General features: G+C 66.5%; 15 protein-coding genes. 4 read left to right on the top strand and 11 right to left on the bottom strand.

Annotation, left to right across the window (positions count from 1 at the left end; all coding sequences use genetic code 11):
- The first annotated feature begins 157 nt into the window (after window positions 1–157).
- Together ACFU4Z_RS08400 and ACFU4Z_RS08395 are read left to right on the top strand one after the other, a co-directional pair.
- Complete coding sequence (locus tag ACFU4Z_RS08400; protein WP_379060745.1) at window positions 158–883, top strand: hypothetical protein; 726 nt, start codon at window positions 158–160, stop codon at window positions 881–883.
- 444 nt (window positions 884–1,327) lie between these two features.
- A complete protein-coding gene (locus ACFU4Z_RS08395) occupies window positions 1,328–1,522 on the top strand; it encodes a hypothetical protein (RefSeq protein ID WP_379060744.1) in 195 nt (64 codons plus the stop codon).
- 718 nt (window positions 1,523–2,240) lie between these two features.
- Here the strand turns inward: ACFU4Z_RS08395 and eutC are convergent.
- The 6 genes from eutC to ACFU4Z_RS08365 form a co-directional block, all read right to left on the bottom strand.
- Window positions 2,241–3,032, bottom strand: coding sequence for an ethanolamine ammonia-lyase subunit EutC (gene eutC / locus ACFU4Z_RS08390; RefSeq protein WP_379060743.1), 792 nt, complete (start codon window positions 3,030–3,032; stop codon window positions 2,241–2,243).
- On the bottom strand, window positions 3,029–4,441 hold the full coding sequence (locus ACFU4Z_RS08385; protein WP_379060742.1) for an ethanolamine ammonia-lyase subunit EutB: 1,413 nt from the start codon (window positions 4,439–4,441) through the stop codon (window positions 3,029–3,031). Before ACFU4Z_RS08385 ends, eutC begins: the two co-directional genes overlap by 4 nt.
- Window positions 4,438–5,871, bottom strand: coding sequence for an ethanolamine permease (eat, locus tag ACFU4Z_RS08380; protein WP_379060741.1), 1,434 nt, complete (start codon window positions 5,869–5,871; stop codon window positions 4,438–4,440). Before eat ends, ACFU4Z_RS08385 begins: the two co-directional genes overlap by 4 nt.
- Before the next feature lie 25 nt (window positions 5,872–5,896).
- Entirely contained in the window at window positions 5,897–6,454 is a 558-nt protein-coding gene (locus tag ACFU4Z_RS08375) for a DUF779 domain-containing protein (protein ID WP_379060740.1), read from the bottom strand.
- Window positions 6,454–7,977 (bottom strand): aldehyde dehydrogenase, encoded by a 1,524-nt coding sequence (gene adh, locus ACFU4Z_RS08370; protein WP_379060739.1) that lies wholly within the window; start codon window positions 7,975–7,977, stop codon window positions 6,454–6,456. Before adh ends, ACFU4Z_RS08375 begins: the two co-directional genes overlap by 1 nt.
- A gap of 92 nt (window positions 7,978–8,069) precedes the next feature.
- Window positions 8,070–9,377 carry a transcriptional regulator gene (locus ACFU4Z_RS08365; protein ID WP_379060738.1) on the bottom strand — a complete coding sequence of 436 codons (1,308 nt, stop codon included), beginning with the start codon at window positions 9,375–9,377 and terminating at the stop codon, window positions 8,070–8,072.
- A gap of 62 nt (window positions 9,378–9,439) precedes the next feature.
- On the opposite strand from ACFU4Z_RS08365, the gene ACFU4Z_RS08360 reads away from it, so the two are divergent.
- Window positions 9,440–10,117: a GNAT family N-acetyltransferase gene (locus tag ACFU4Z_RS08360; RefSeq protein ID WP_379060737.1), complete on the top strand. Its 678-nt coding sequence runs from the start codon at window positions 9,440–9,442 to the stop codon at window positions 10,115–10,117.
- 58 nt (window positions 10,118–10,175) lie between these two features.
- On the opposite strand, the gene ACFU4Z_RS08355 is transcribed toward ACFU4Z_RS08360, so the two are convergent.
- The 5 genes from ACFU4Z_RS08355 to ACFU4Z_RS08335 all read right to left on the bottom strand — a co-directional run bounded on the left by ACFU4Z_RS08355 (window position 10,176) and on the right by ACFU4Z_RS08335 (window position 14,873).
- On the bottom strand, window positions 10,176–10,472 hold the full coding sequence (locus ACFU4Z_RS08355) for a hypothetical protein (protein ID WP_379060736.1): 297 nt from the start codon (window positions 10,470–10,472) through the stop codon (window positions 10,176–10,178).
- A 663-nt stretch (window positions 10,473–11,135) separates the two neighbouring features.
- Entirely contained in the window at window positions 11,136–12,473 is a 1,338-nt protein-coding gene (locus ACFU4Z_RS08350) for a hypothetical protein (protein WP_379060735.1), read from the bottom strand.
- Window positions 12,470–12,856: a hypothetical protein gene (locus tag ACFU4Z_RS08345; protein ID WP_379060734.1), complete on the bottom strand. Its 387-nt coding sequence runs from the start codon at window positions 12,854–12,856 to the stop codon at window positions 12,470–12,472. Before ACFU4Z_RS08345 ends, ACFU4Z_RS08350 begins: the two co-directional genes overlap by 4 nt.
- A complete protein-coding gene (locus ACFU4Z_RS08340) occupies window positions 12,856–13,023 on the bottom strand; it encodes a hypothetical protein (protein ID WP_379060733.1) in 168 nt (55 codons plus the stop codon). The genes ACFU4Z_RS08345 and ACFU4Z_RS08340 overlap by 1 nt, the downstream gene beginning before the upstream one ends.
- Before the next feature lie 14 nt (window positions 13,024–13,037).
- Complete coding sequence (locus tag ACFU4Z_RS08335; protein ID WP_379060732.1) at window positions 13,038–14,873, bottom strand: hypothetical protein; 1,836 nt, start codon at window positions 14,871–14,873, stop codon at window positions 13,038–13,040.
- A 155-nt stretch (window positions 14,874–15,028) separates the two neighbouring features.
- Here ACFU4Z_RS08335 and ACFU4Z_RS08330 point away from each other — a divergent pair, with 155 nt between their 5' ends.
- Entirely contained in the window at window positions 15,029–16,171 is a 1,143-nt protein-coding gene (locus ACFU4Z_RS08330; protein ID WP_379060731.1) for a N(5)-(carboxyethyl)ornithine synthase, read from the top strand.
- Window positions 16,172–16,191 lie beyond the last annotated feature (20 nt).

Genomic DNA, 16,191 nt, shown 5'->3' with positions numbered 1-16,191 from the left:
GCTCTCTCTTTCGTCCGGGCGCCCCCCCACCCCCCGCGGGGGGGCCTGGCGCCGGGGGGCCTCCACGTGTTGCCGCGGGGGGGGGGGGGGCCCCCCCCGCCCCCCCCCCACGGCAGGTATTCGCACCATCCACACGACTGAGTTAGGTTCCGGGAACATGCTTCTGAGCAAAATATCCACAGTGTCGACGCTGGCCATCGCGGTCGTCGGGATCACGGCGGGAACGGCGAGCGCGGCTCCGCAGACCACCGACAGCGGCGTCATCAATTACACGACCACGGCTTCCGAAGAGAGCGTGGTCATGCAGATCGATGCGGGTTCGATGGCCGTCGAGAACGGAACATTCGAAGTCCGGGCAGCCGACGGAACTGTTCTCGCGGGCACTCCGCTGGTGTTCCGCGTCGACGATTTCGTTTTCCCCATTGCCGCCGTAATCGAGGACCGGACTGCAACGTTCACACCGCAATTCGACATCGAGCATGCGAACTACCAGCCGGTTGCCCTCCCCTTCGAAGACCAGGCACTGTGGCGAACACCGTACGAACGTGAAGTCGCGGCCTTCACTCGGCTGAAGGACACCATTGCGACCGGAGCCGCGATCGGCACCACGGTCGGCGGTGTCGGCGGCGGCATCGTCGGCTGTGTACTCGGTGGCATCGCCGGTGCGACCGTGGCCGCGGCCACCATCATCGGCATGTTCGGGCCGTTCATTCCCGCCGCCGCCGTCGGCTGTATCGGCGGCATCATCGCAGTGGGCGCACTCGGCACCCTCGCCGGTCAACTTCTCGTCACTGCCCCGGTCGCCATCGGTGCCATCGTCCAGTACTTCACCACGGTCAATGCCCCTTTCCGGGCGAATGATCTGACCAGGGAAAACAGGTGATCCAGCGTGTATGACCCGGGATTTCCGGCGTTATGACCTGGGGAATGACGGCCTGGCGCCAGTGCCGAGACCGCGCGGTAATGGTCTCGGCACTGGCAGCGCGTCCTGCTGGGTGAGACTGGCTGTGACACCGCCGCCGCCATCGCGTGAAGCTTGGAGTGGCTGAGTAACTTGCCGACCGTCGGTGAGGTGCTCTCGGATGTAGTGCCGCAGACGTCCCGTCGGTTCTGCTCTGCCCTTTCGGCTGGGCAGTAGACCCGCCCTGCCACGTCACACCAGCGCCACACGGTTCGCGTCCATCGGGTTCGCTGCGCCACCTGCCGACCTGAACTGCTGCTGGTCTCAGACAGTGAGTCGAACAGGTGAGTCGGTGGTCGGCCTGCGTACATCCCATAGCGGCACGGCGTAATGCCTACGTCCCCGTTCGATCACACGGAGAGCACCATGAAGAAGCAAACCGTCGAATGCCGCCTCCGGATCACATCCGGAGCTGTGGCTCTCGCCTTCCGGGCGACCGTGGATCAGGCTCGCAATTTCACTGCCGCACTGGCGGAATGGTCGCCCGCACTGCAGGTGACCATCGATAGCGACATCTCGACCGTGCTACCGAGTCTCCCCTGCTCGCGGCTGTGGGATTGAGTGAGAGCTCCGGCTCAGGGCATCATGGCGCCGAGTCCGGCCGCAATTGAGCGAGTTCTCGCTCGATACACAGCGCTGCTGTGTAGTGGCCGTCGGAACGTAGAGCGGCAATCCTTTGCTGAATGGCCGCGACTCCGCATTCCATGGCGACGTCGACCAGACTGACTTTGCCCTGTGTGTTCAGGCCAGGCCGACTTCTGGTCGCTGCGCTCTTTGCGCCGATGCGATCTACCGCACTGCCACACGGGCGAACGGGCCTTGTTTGCACCGGTTGTTCGGTCATCTGAGGTACTTCCTGAATGATCAATAGTGCGGGTGGATAGTCGCCACGCGGCCTTGTGGGCTGCGTCGGTCGGCGTAATGAGCATTGCCGAGTGGCCGCCGTTGCGCATCGGTAGCTCGCGGTATGTACTCGCTCGGTGCTGCGTAGGTAGTCGAGGGAAAGACCAAGGCGCCGCCGCCTCAGAAGACCCGAATGGATCACCCTGCCCGCCAGATTGCCGAGCCGCAGGTCACAGTACGCAATCACGGTTCTTGTGGCCGACGAGGTCGCGACGGCCGAACGATGGGAGCCCGCCGACGGATCGGTATACGTACGTACCTCGTCCGGGCGGGATGTCGTCATTCTCGCGGCGGGCTGAACGAAAACCCGATCGCCGCACCGCGTGGCGGATCCTTCGAACGGTTGCCACACAATTGTCGTCCATTCTTCAACTTGTTATTCGACCGGCCCCGGAATCGTCAGCGCCGCGGTGGAAACCAGCTCTTCGGTGCGAGAGGTGTCCTTGAGATCCACGCCGGATCTGCCCAGCTTCCGTGCGCCGGAGATCAAGCTGGACACCACCTTTGCCGCCTGGTGGTAGCCGAGGCCTTCGGGCGGATGAATATTGGAAATGCAGTTGCGGTCGGCGTCGGTCCGGCCGGGCTTCGGCAGGTGGGTGAGGTAGATGCCGAGGCTGTCGGCGACCGAGAGACCCGGGCGTTCGCCGATGAGGACGACCAGGGTGCGCACGCCCATCGCGGTGGCGATGTGATCGCCGAGGGCGACGCGGGCTTGGGTGGCGATGACCGGCGGCGCGATCGAATAGGTGCCGGCGAGTTCTTCCGCGAGGGCGGCCAGTAGCGGCGCGCCGTGGTCCATGAGTGCCCGTGGCGACAGTCCGTCGCCGAGGACGAAGCCGAGGTCGGCCCCGGTGTGGGGGACAGTGGTCAGGTCGGCGGGGAGTCGGCCGAGATCGGGGCGGCGCAGGTATTCGGGTCGGGAGGCGGCCCGGCTGCGCACGGTCACGGGGGCGCCGAGACCGACCGCTTCGACCCGAGTTGCCAAGGCGGACACGTCGAGTGGCAGGTGTACCGCGTCGCGGGCCGCGGCGTGGGCCGAGCGGAATTCGAGCACACTGGCGGTCGGCAGCGCGTCGCCGACCCGGCCAAGACCGATCCTGGACTGGGTGCTCGGGCGCAGCGTGTCCCAGAAGTCTTGTGGCGCTCGGTGTCTGCGCTCGACGCTCATAGCGCTCCCGTCAATTCGCGCAGCGGGGAGGAGGCGATTTCCACCGGAAGTATCCGGCCCGCCGCGTCGGCCATGCCGAGCCCTTGCAGCCATGTCTCGAACTCCGGTGCGGCGCGCAGGCCGAGTACCCGCCGCGCGTACAGGGCGTCGTGAAAGCTGAGGCTCTGGTAGCCGAGCATCACGTCGTCCGCGCCGGGCACCGCGATGACGAACGCGGCCCCGGCCGCACCCAGGAGGGTGAGCAGGGTGTCCATGTCGTCCTGGTCGGCTTCGGCGTGGTTGGTGTAGCAGACGTCGACGCCCATGGGCAGGCCGAGCAGTTTGCCGCAGAAGTGGTCTTCGAGACCGGCGCGGATGATCTGTTTGCCGTCATAGAGGTATTCGGGGCCGATGAAGCCGACGACCGTATTCACCAAGAGCGGCTGCAGGTCTCTTGCCACCGCGTACGCGCGGGCCTCCAGGGTCTGCTGGTCGACGGGTTTGCCGCCGGTACCCAGGTGCGCGCCGGCCGACAGCGCCGATCCCTGTCCGGTTTCCAGGTACATCACGTTGTCGCCGACGGTGCCGCGATGCAGTGATCGTCCCGCTTCGTTGCCTTCGCGCAGCAGCGAGATGTTCACCCCGAAGCCGGTATTCGCACCTTCGGTGCCCGCGATGGACTGGAAGACCAGGTCCACCGGAACGCCCCGCTCGATCAGCTCGATCGTGGTGGTCACGTGTGAGAGCACACACGACTGGGTCGGAATGGCGAAGCGCTGCCGGATCTCGTCGAGCAGGTGCAGCAGATCCGCGGTGGCCTGCGGGGAATCGGTCGCCGGATTGATGCCGATCACGGCGTCGCCGCAGCCGAGCAGTAGTCCGTCGAGGGTCGCGGCCGCGATGCCGCGCGGGTCGTCGGTCGGATGGTTGGGCTGCAGGCGGGTGCTCAGTCGTCCGGGCAACCCGATCGTGGTGCGGAAGCCCGCCGTCACCTCGGTGGCGCGGGCGACCGCGATGAGGTCCTGATTGCGCATGATCTTGCTGACCGCGGCCACCATTTCCGGTGTCAGCCCCCGGGCCACCGCATGTAGCCTGGCGGCGGCGTCGTCGCGGGCCGAGGTCTCCATCAGCCAGTCCCGCAGGCCGCCGACGGTCAGATGCGAGATCGCTTGGAAGGCAACGCGATCGTGCGAGTCGATGATCAGCCGGGTGACCTCGTCGTCCTCGTAGGGCACCAAGAGTTCGCGGAGGAACCATTCGACCGGCACCTCGGCCAGCGCCCACTGCGCGGCCGCCCGCTCGGCGTCGGATGCCGCCGCGCAGCCGGCCAATTCGTCGCCGCCACGCCGTGGCGTCGCCTTGGCCATCAATTCGACGAGTCCGTCGAAGGTGTAGTTGGTGCCGCCGATCTGCTGGTGATAGATCGTCATTCGAGCTCCTCCTCCGCCTTGGCCAAGGCGGCGAACTCCTCGTCGGGCGAGTTGGCGACCAGGTGATGGCGACTGTAGAGGCCGAAGTAGGCCATGAACCCGGCGAAGGCGAGCAGGGTCCAGGTCGCGGCCGTGCGGTCGACGAGGAAGGTGGCGATGACGGCGGCGCAGGCGATCACGAGGGCGAAGGCTGTGGTGAGAATGCCGCCCGGGGTGCGGTAGGGCCGCGGCATATTCGGCTCCCGGACACGCAGCACGATGTGGCTGATCATCATGAGCACGTAACTCAGCGCCGCGCCGAAGACGGCCATGTTCAGCAGCATCGCGCCCTCACCGGTCAGCGAGAGTGCGAATCCGATGATGCCGGGCACGATCAGCGCGAGCATCGGCGCTTTACGTGCGTTGGTGACCGACAGGCTCGTCGGCAGGTATCCGGCCCGCGAGAGCGCGAAGGTCTGCCGCGAGTAGGCGTAGACGATCGAGAAGAAGCTGGCGACCAATCCGGCCAAGCCGATGTAGTTGACGAGCTTGGCGGCCGATCCGTCGCCGAGCGCCTCGACCAGCGGGTTGCCGGAGGTCGCAATCGCCTGGGCGCCGAGCGCACCGGTCGCAAGGAACAGCACCGTCGCGCCGGTCACGATCAGCACCAGCATGCTGATGATGATGCCCTTGGGCACGTTCTTCTCCGGCTCCCGCGCTTCTTCGGCGGCCAGCGGCACACCCTCGACGGCCAGGAAGAACCAGATCGCGAACGGCACCGCCGCCCAGATCCCGAAGTAGCCGAACGGCAGGAACGACGAACTGCCCACCGCCGCGGGATCGGCCGGGATGTCGGTCAGCTTCCCCGCGTCGAACAATCCCCACGCCGACACCGCGAACACGGCCAAACCGACCAACGCGATCGCGGTGATGACGAACATTGCCTTGAGCGCCTCACCGGCGCCGGTGAGATGAATGCCGATGAACAACGCGTACACGGCCAGATAGACCCACCAGCCGTCGGTGATGCCGAAGAGATTCAGCGACTCGACATACGCGCCGATGAACGTCGCGATGGCGGCGGGCGCGATGGCGTACTCGATGAGAACGGCTGCGCCGGTGGCGAAGCCGCCCCATGGCCCGAGCGCACGCCGGGCGAAGGTGTAGCCGCCACCCGCCGCGGGCAACGCCGAGGACATCTCGGCCATACCGAGCACCATGGCCAGGTACATGCCCGCGATCACCACGGTGGCGATGAGCAATCCGCCGAAACCGCCCTGCGCCAAGCCGTTGTTCCAGCCGGCGTAGTCGCCGGAGATGACATAGCTGATGCCGAGACCGGCGAGGAGTAACCAGCCCGCGGACCCCGACTTCAGGGTTCGCTTCGCGAGGTAGGCACTGTCCTCGGTGTGGAAGTCCTCGTGGGTGGGCTTATTGGTGGGGATCGCCATCGCGACCTCCTTCTTGCTGGATGAATCACAGGGTGTTCTGGGATGTTCCGCGATCGGGAACAGGGCAGGCATCGGCCGCTTCGGCGACGACCTGCGGTTGAGTTGGTGGTGCTGGACGCTCGCCGCGCTCCCAGCTCGCGCCGGTCACGGTGTCGACCGTGGTCAGCGCAAGGAGTTCGGCTTGCTCGAAAACTCTTCCGCGACTGAGGAATCGGCACCCCTCTGGCGATTCCAAGCTGAAACCGGAACCACGTCCCGGTACGACGTCGAGGACGAGCTGAGTGTGCTGCCAGGCGGCGAACTGCGGGCCCGAGATCCACACCGGCGCGATATCGTCCGGTTCGGGCGGAGTGTCGGGCAGTTCGCCGACCAGCAACCGCAGATCGAGCAGTCCGAGCAGCACATCGCGGTCGCCGACCACGAATTCGCCTGCCGGATAGCACATCGGAGCCGAGCCGTCACAGCAGCCGCCGGACTGGTGCAGCATCAGCGGCCCGTGCAGGCCGCGGAGGCGACGGAGCAGATCCATCGCCGCCGCGGTGGCACGCACCCGCCGGGGGATTGCCGCAGCGGCATCGACCATCAGAAGAAGCCTTGCGCCTTCGACGCGTAGCCGACCAAGAGGTTCTTCGTCTGCTGGTAGTGGTCGAGCATCATGTGATGGTTCTCGCGGCCGATCCCGGACTGCTTGTAGCCGCCGAACGCCGCATGCGCGGGGTACTGGTGGTAGGTGTTGGTCCACACCCGCCCGGCCTGGATGTCGCGGCCTGCCCGGTAGGCCACCGCGCCGTCGCGCGACCACACGCCGGCGCCGAGTCCGTAGAGGGTGTCGTTGGCGATCTTGATGGCGTCGTCGTAGTCGGCGAACGACGTGACCGAGACGACGGGGCCGAAGATCTCTTCCTGGAAGATCCGCATCGCGTTGTGTCCCGCGAAGACCGTCGGCTGCACGTAGTAGCCGCCGGACAGGTCGCCGCCGAGGTCGGCGCGCTCGCCACCGGTGAGCAGCGTGGCGCCCTCACCCTTGCCGATCTCGATGTAGGACAGGATCTTTTCGAGCTGGTCGTTGCTGGCCTGCGCGCCGATCATGGTCTCGGTGTCGAGCGGATCGCCCTGCCGCACAGCCTTGGTGCGCACCACGGCCGAGGCCAGGAATTCGTCGTAGATATCGGCCTGGATGAGCGCGCGCGACGGGCAGGTGCAAACCTCGCCCTGATTGAGCGCGAACATGGTGAAGCCTTCCAGGGCCTTGTCCTGGTAGTCGTCATTCGCGGCGAGCACGTCGGAGAAGAAGATGTTCGGGCTTTTGCCGCCGAGCTCCAGGGTGACCGGAATCAGATTCTGGGAGGCGTACTGCATGATCAGGCGGCCGGTGGTGGTCTCGCCGGTGAACGCGATCTTCTTGATCCGCGGGCTCGATGCCAGTGGTTTGCCGGCTTCGACGCCGAAGCCGTTGACGATATTGACGACGCCGGGCGGCAGCAGATCGCCGATGAGGCTGATCAGAAACAGGATCGAGGCCGGTGTCTGCTCGGCGGGCTTGAGGACGACGGCATTGCCCGCGGCGAGGGCGGGTGCGAGCTTCCAGACGGCCATCAGAATCGGGAAGTTCCACGGAATGATCTGGCCGACCACGCCGAGCGGCTCGTGGAAGTGGTAGGCGACCGTGTCGACATTGATCTCCGACAGCGAGCCCTCCTGGGCGCGGATGGCGCCGGCGAAGTAGCGGAAGTGGTCGATCGCGAGCGGGATGTCGGCGGCCAGGGTTTCGCGGATCGGCTTGCCGTTGTCCCAGGTCTCCGCGAGGGCGATCGCCTCGAGGTGCTGTTCCATCCGGTCGGCGATCTTGTTGAGGATGATGGCGCGCTCGGCGACCGAGGTCTTGCCCCAGGCAGGCGCGGCGGCGTGGGCGGCGTCGAGGGCGAGTTCGATGTCCTCGGCGGTGCCGCGGGCGACCTCGCAGAACGGCTGACCCGTGATCGGGGTCGGATTCTCGAAGTATTGCCCCTTGACGGGCGCTACCCATTCGCCGCCGATCCAGTTGTCGTAGCGGGCCTGGAACGACATGGCGGCGTCGGGCGTTCCTGGGCGGGCGAAGACGGTCATCGAATGCTCCTCGGTCTGGTGACGTTTCCTGCGGCAGGTGTGATCCGGAACACTACGAGCGTCCATGTTGCACGACAGTTGCAAGAAACTGGTCAAATGCCCAATTTGCGGTCGAGCAGCATCAATTGGGACCTGACCTGGGCATACATCGAGGACTGTCGGTCGAGGGAAGCGAGGTAGGCGGTCCACGCCGCAACGTCGTCGCGTCCATCGGCCGAACTTGTCCATCGGCCGAGCAGTCGGCGATCGCCCGCCGTCAAGAGGGCGGCGCGCAGGCGACCGCGCAACTCGGCGCGCAGCTCGGTGATGCCGGGAGCCAGCGAGCGGGGCAGGATCGGGCCCGGATAGGCGCGCAACGCCGCCGCCGTATCGCCGTGCGCGAGTGCGCGTCGGACCTCGTCGACATCGGTGTCGAGCTCCATCAGCAGTCGATACGGTCGCGAGCCGAGACCGTTGGCGCCCAACAGCTTTCGTACTCGGGACAGCTCCGCCCGTACCGTCACCGGATCCAGCTCCGATTCGTCGAGCAGCATCGCGAGGTGGTCGGCGCTCAGGCCTTCCGGGTGGTCGGCCAGCAGCAACAGGATCTCGGCATGCCGCTGCGACAGCCGGATGCGCTCACCGTCGCGGGTCAGCGACGGCCGGTCCGAGCCGAGCACCCGCAGCCGCGGCGTCGTCGCGTCGAGCGGTTTGGGCGAGTCGAGCAGGTGCAGCCGCAGCTCGGATTCCGCGGCCAGCACCGTCGCCCTGATCAGCGACAACACCTCCACCGCGGCGACGCGCGGGCCGCCGGTGATGTCGATGGCTCCGATGACCCGGCCGGTGAGCGGATCGTGCACAGGGGCGGCCGAGCAGCTCCACTCGTGCGCGACGCGGCTGAAGTGTTCGGCCCCGAAGATCTGCACGTGGTGATCGAGGGCGAGTGCGGTACCCGGGGCATTGGTGCCGACCCTGTCCTCACTCCAGTCCGCGCCCTCCACGAAGTTCATCGCAAGGGCCCGGTCCTTGACCTTCGAATCGCCCTCGACCCAGAGCAGCCGGCCCTCGGCGTCGCTGATCGCCACGAGCAGTCCGGCCTCGGCCGCGTCTTCGACCAGCAGTTTTCGCACCACCGGCCGGATGAGCGCCGTCGGATGCGCGGCCCGATACCGCTGCAGTTCCAGACCGTCGAGATCCACCGCATCGCCGAAGCCGTCCGGGTTCACACCGTTGTTTCGGCTGCGCCGCCAGGAGTCGAGAACCACCGGTCGCACCGCGTCGCCGTCGGGGCGCAGCGTCGGCAGACGGTCGACGCCTTCGAGGAAGGAGCGGTGCGCGGAGGACACTCGTTGCGCCAACTGCGTGAGGTCGTCATCCGGTCTGACGGCGACCCAGGGGTTGCCGCGCGCTGCTGTGTTCAATCGGTTTCCTTCGTGTTTGCCCGCGACCACTGTAACGCCGGTCACATATCGTTGATTCGAGGGTGACGGAGTTGGGCCGGACCGACCCACAACGTGTTCGCAAGCCGACTGTGAATCGCGTCGGCGCCGCTGCCGAAGATCGGCGGCGGCTAGGGTCGGAAGGCGTGCTGCAACCGGACTATCCGATAGCGACCGAGCGACTCGTACTTCGCCCGGCAACCGTCGCGGACATCGACGACATGCATGCGTATAAGTCTCGACCCGAAGTCTGTCGGTATTTGCCGTACGAACCGATGTCTCGCGCCGAGGTGGCCGAGCGGATCTCGGGGGTGTGGGCCAGAACTGAGCTCACCGAAGCCGGTCAGGCGCTCAACCTGTGCGTCGAGGAGGTGGCCTCCGGTCGGCTGCTCGGCGATGTCGTCTTGTTCTGGCGTGATGCCGAGAATCGCACCGGTGAGATCGGATTCGTGTTTTCGCCGGATGCGGCAGGACGCGGTTATGCCACCGAGGCGGCGGGCGTGCTCTTGCGATTGGGATTCGAAGAGCTGTCGCTGCACCGTATTACCGCAAGGCTGGATGCGCGCAATCATGCCTCCGCCCGTGTTCTGGAGCGGATCGGAATGCGTCGCGAAGCTTTGCACGTGCAAGACCTGTGGCTCGAGAACGAGTGGGGCGATACCGCGGTCTACGCGATGCTCGACCATGAATGGGAGCGGACGCATCGGCCCCGAGGATCCTGACCGGTCCCATCCTGTCGTCGGCACATGGCTCTGCCCGCCGCGCGCGGTCGGCGGGTGTCTATAGCAGTTCGGCGTACATGGCGCCGTCGAGGACGCCGAACTCGATCTGGCGCGGGAACATCGTTGGATGACGAGTAGCCAAGTGGGCGTGGGTAGTTGCGATGACCGTGATCGCCCAATCGTGCAGTTGTTCGGGCAGCTGTAGCAGGGTGCTGTCGGTGCAGCGAATGTATGGGCGGGCCGGTTCGCCCGTCGCGCCCGCAGGGTTGCCGAGGCCGACGTCGGCGACGTCCACGATCAGTCCGGTGTGGCGCGGGGACGTGACTGTCGGCGGTTGCAGTTGGATCTCGTCCATGGCGCATGAGGATAGCCAGAAGTGAACTCGAGTCAGCTCGAATCGGTGGAGGTTCGTCTATATCGTGATAAATGATGTCGGCAAGTGATGTGCGGCCCAATAGCCACGGCGCCGTCGCGCCGACCAGGGCGGGTCAGGGCACGCAGGTGTCCGCGGGTTGACAGCTGCATTCGCAGTGTGGAGTTCGCAATACTGGATGTCGGTGTGGGAAGGTCGCCAGATTGCTTTTGCAAGTACATCTGTCCTTGCAGGAGTACCGTACGCCACGGAAGGCGGGGTGTTCCACATCAAAAGAACACCGATCCCAATCCAACGGAGGTTCGGGTGGAGGCGTTGATCTATGGGTATTTGCGTGAAGATTTGGCCGATGGTCGCAGTGCGGAGCTAGAGGATGCGATGAGCACCCTCGCCCGCGAGGCTGGCCTCTGCTTCGCCGCAACGTTCCATGAATCGACTTCAGGTGACGGCGCCGCGTTCGCCGAGCTCACGCAGGAGCTCAAGCGGGCCGACGCGCACCATGTGGTGGTGCCGTCGCTCGATCATTTTGCCGGCCAGACGATTCCGCGATGCGTACTGCTCGCGAAGCTCACCAAGGACGCGGCGGCCAAGGTCTGGACCATCGACGGCCGTAACGGTAGTGCGCCTACCGGCCGCGCGGTCGATTCATCCGCCGAACAGCAGATACAACCCGGTGAAGGTGAATCCGACCATGGTCAGCATGAGGGCGAGCTGGCCGGTGGCGCGATGGGCGGGCGGGAGCAGGCGCAGGCAGCGGTCGTGGGCGGCGGTGACGCCGAGTACGTGGCCGGTGAGGACGGCGAGCACCTTGGTGGTGGCCAGCACGGAGGGATGGTTCGACAGCACATAGTGCACGCGGTGGCCCGCGAGCCCGAGAAGGTTCCAGCCGCGCTGCAACGGATCGTCGAAGAGCAACAGCGTGTTCTGGCCTTTCTCCACAAGGAAGGTCAGGTAGTGCGCGATCACGTAGCCCGCGATGATCGGTGTGATGCTGTGGGCGAGCAGGCCGGGCAACCGAGCCCGCTCGACGCGGTCTAGACCGCCGGTCGCGCGGGCCGCGAGGCTGAAAACTGTTCCCACGACCAGGATTACGGTGAGCAGTCCGAGTGTGCGAATCATCGTGGCAACCGCCACTGAATCGACGCTGAGCGAGTCGAGGAGATTCCGCCAGGCGGGCAGCGCCGAGAGGCTGTCGAAGGCGGTGGAGCCCAACAGCGTCGCCGCAAGCGCGACGGACCCTGGCAGCACCGGGGTCCCGGCCAGATTGTTCAGCGGTGCGCGCAGCACCAGCGCACCCGACGGACGGCGGCGTCCCAGCGGGCCGAGGCGGGCCAGCAGACTGCTGTAGACCTCGAAGGGGTCGGCGCGCTCGGCCCACACGGTGCCGAAAAGAACCGTACCCGCGCCCGTGATCAGCACGTACCCGAGTAGCCACCAGCCAACGGCCGCAACCGCCCCGGGATCGGGCGCCGCCAGTTCCAGCCAGACGAAGGCGAACAATCCCAGCACCGCAGGCCGGCATCCCCACGACGACGGGTACCTGAAGAAGCCGTCCTCAGGACTGCGACCCGCTATCAGACAGCCGAACCGGTGCACTGCCCGCACCGGTGAGACCACCTTCCAGACCGGCCCGAGTAGCAGTGACGCCAGCATTATCCCGACCCACAGGTAGATGTACACCACGCCGGGGACCGGATTGCGTTGCGATGAAGGCGAACCCGCAACCACGATCAGTCCGGTCACGCTCGCGGCAACGACGCCCGCCACCCCGATCAGTGCCCGAACCACCCGAGAATCGACCACGGACCCGACGACGGCGGGCAACGGCATGCCGGGTGAGTCCGGGTCGAGCCGGGGTCGCCGAAACACCACCAGCAGCAGCGCGAACGAGAACGTCAGCGTCCACGCCGCGCCGATCAGCGCGTAGGACAACGGAATCGGCAGATCGGCCGCGCCGTCGATACCGTGTGCCAGCGGTGTCACTGGCGAATCAGCAGCGTGGTCACGGTCTTCCCGGCATGGTGCAGTTCCACCTCGACACGACCGGGCACGGTGACCGTGAACCGGAATTCCTGCCCGGCGCGGGGTTCGACAGGAAAGGTGTAGCCCGGATCGGAGTGCACATGCAGTTCCTCGATGGTGTCGCTGTCGACGCGAAGGACGATCGGCTGAAACACTCGCGCCTCGGTGCGCGTGTTCGTGGGAGTGACTGTTCCTCCGGCGATTCGCACGGCGATGCTGACCTCTGGGCCAGGTGACACGGTCGGCGACGCTCGGTCGGCGTCCGAATCGGAAGTCGTCGAACAGGCGGTGACGATCGCCGACCCGGCAATGATCGCGGCAAGCATTCGTCCGGCGTCGCGCATCAGTCCTCCTTCTCCTCCGAGCGAGATTCGATGTCGTCGTCGGCGGCCTCGCGGGTCTCGGCGCGGCGATCACGCACCGCGATCACCACGACGACGCCCACCAGCGCCAGCGCCGGCACGAACGCGGGGATAGCCAGCAGGACAGTATGATCGGCGAGAATCTCCACGCCGTGCTCGTTCCTCACCGCGATGCCGTCGACGAGTCGGTGTGTGCGGCACGGAGGTAGGCGACGTTGATGCGAGCCGCGCCCCATGACAACGCCCAGATGAGGGCGAGCGAGCAGAGCAGCACGACCATCGACGCGGTCGCGAGCAGCCACGCCGGGTGGTCGAAAGATCGTTCTCGTTGCAGCACGGTGACTTCCGCGACGAACGGCCGGGTGAACTGGTCCAGCGCAGGAACCGCGGCCGCGTCGATGCCGCGGTCGTGTGGCATGTAGATCGGCAGTGCGGTCAGTGTGCGGGCGTCGTGCACTCGAAGGATCGTCTTCCAGTCGCCGTAGGCCGGAACCGGTTTCGTGCTGACGTAGTGCCCGGGACCGACCTGCCGCAGCCGATCGACCACCAGTCCGCGACCGGGGCTCGCCGGGCCGACGCCGCCCTGCCAGGCGAGGATCTGCACCCACTCCGGATCCGCACTGACCAGATCGGGAGGGGACAATGTGACATCCGCGGTCACCGTCCTTCCGTCGTCCACCGGTTGGGCATCGCGCAATTGCACTGTCGCGGAGGCATTCTCGGGTACTTCGATGCGCAGACCGTTGGCGGTGGCCAGGGCGGCGATCGCCACGGCGCCGATGACGATGACACGCCGAACCGAAGGCACAGGCAACGGCTCGCCGCGCAAGACGAGGCCGAGCATCGCCCCGAGTGCGCCGCCCGCGATCCCGACCGGCACCGCCATCGCGAGCAGTTCCGGCCACAGGGCGGCGGGCCAAGGATCGACGAACATTCTCCGCACCCACAAGGATTCGAGCCAGAGTCCGGCGGTGGCGGCGGCCAGCCCGGTCAGCGCACCCCACCACACGGGGTTGCGGATCAGCGGCAGCAACCCCATCGACTCCACCACCAGCGCGACGCCGAGGTACAGCGGGAACACATTGTGCGGCGCGCCGAGCACGGGACCCACCAGCACCGCGACGGACCCGCGCACCACGAACGCGAACGCGACGACCACCAGCGCGCTACCGCGCCCGAGGGTGTAGCGCGCCGCGACCAGGGCGATCGTGCTCGCGGCGGTGATCAGCATCGGCTGGAAGGCGAGGCGGAACTGTTCGACACCGAAGTCGAATTCGACCTGATACACCGATAATCCGATCAGCAGTCCGCCGAAGACGAAGGCCCGCACCAGCCACAGCAACGGGCCATCGGTGCGTTCCGGATCGGGCCGGTCGAGGCGGCCTTCGAATTCGAGCAGCAGGACCGCGATCAGCGAGAGTCCCGCCCCGCCGATCAGCATCAGATGCGTCGGCCCCCAGAGGGTGACGTCCTGGCCGAAGAGCCGGTGCCAGATGTCGTCGAGCGGGAAGCCGATCAGGGCGTAGAGCCCCGCGCCCGCCATGAGCACGCCACCAACCGGCGCGTGCCAGTCGCGGGTGATTCGGATGGCGGCCGGACCGGGCTTCTCGTCGAGCGGCAGGACAACGGCCGTCATACCCGCGATGAACAGGAAGAACAACCCGGCCAAGATGAAGTAGTGAGCCGGATTGGCCAGCGGACCTTGATCGCGGCCCTTGCCGATGTGCAGGCTCACATCCCAGATGAAGCCCAACAGCGCCGTGAGGCTGGTGGCGATGAACAGCGCCAGCGGCAATGCCACCCAGCCCGGCCGATTGGCGATCCGCCCCAGCCGATCGGCTGTGGTTGTCAACCAGGTGATCCTGCGGGTGCGGTGGAGGTACGCGACCCAGAACAACGCGACGGCGACCACTGCCGCGGCACCGGTCATCAACGCGACTTGGTCCAGGGCGGCCCCGCCGCCTTCCGAACCACGTCCGAGCACCGCGATCTCTGGCATCGACGCTCTTCTCTGTAACTCCCAGTTCTCCTAACCTGCGAGTGCCCACGAATCCGACAGATATGCGCAAGATCGTGCACGGATTCGCGGTGGCAGACGGCGTCCGTGACCGCCGACGACGTAGGTGCGCCCGGCTACACGCGTAGGCTCATTTGGTGAAGCAACTAACTGTCGGTGTAGTGGCGACCTCCCGCAAGGAGGACGAGCACCGGCTGGCGATCCACCCGGCGCACTTCGACCGGATCGACCCGGGGCTTCGCGACCGCGTTTTCCTCGAGCATGGCTATGGCGAGCGGTTCGGCTATTCCGACGAGCACTTGGCGCCGCTGGTCGCGGGCCATCGCACCCGCGCGGAGCTGTTCGCCGAGTGCGATGTGCTGTTGCTGCCCAAGCCGTTGCCCGAAGACCTCGAGAACCTGCGGCCTGGGCAGGTCGTATGGGGGTGGCCGCACTGCGTGCAGGACGAGCGGATGACGCAGCTGGCCGTGGACCGCGGCCTGACGCTTATCGCGTGGGAGGCGATGAACCACTGGACGAAAGAGGGCAACTTCAGCGTCCACGTGTTCCACAAGAACAATGAGCTGGCCGGCTACTGCTCGGTCATGCACGCACTGCAGCTGCGCGGGTCCAGCGGAGACTACGGGCGGCGGATGCGGGCCGCGGTGATCAGCTTCGGGGCGACCGCCCGTGGCGCCGTGCGCGCGCTCAACGCGCTCGGAATCAGCGACGTCACGGTGCTGACTCAGCGCAGCGTCTCGGCGGTTGCCTCGCCGTTCGCTTCGGTCCGTATGCAGCATTTCGAGCGCGACCCGATGAATCCCAGCCGGACCCTCGCTCTGAAGGCTCCAGAGCCCGGACCGCTGGCGGAGATGCTGGCTCAGTACGACGTGGTAGTCAACTGCATCCTGCAGGACACCGAGGAGCCGCTGATGTTCGTGCTGAACGAGGATCTGGACCTGTTCGCGCGCGGGACGCTGTTCGTCGATGTCTCCTGCGACGAGGGTATGGGCTTCGAGTGGGCGCGGCCGACCTCCTTCGCGGACCCGATGTTCACCGTCGGCGATGACCTGTACTACTACGGTGTCGACCACAGCCCGTCGTTCCTGTGGAACTCCGCCACCTGGGAGAACTCGGAGGCGCTGCTGGAGTACCTGCCCATCGTGCTGGCGGGCCCCGACGGGTGGGACGGCAGCGAGACGGTCCGGCGCGCGATCGAGATCCGCGACGGCCGAGTCCAGAATCTGCGGATCCTCTCCTTCCAGAGTCGTGCCGCGGCCTATCCCTACGCTGTCGTCTGATCCGCCCGCTGCGACTCGAG

Origin of the sequence: Nocardia sp. NPDC057440 (genome assembly GCF_042802915.1) — a bacterium.
In the GTDB taxonomy this organism is placed as follows: domain Bacteria; phylum Actinomycetota; class Actinomycetes; order Mycobacteriales; family Mycobacteriaceae; genus Nocardia.
This window is presented reverse-complemented; position numbering and strand designations above follow the sequence as displayed.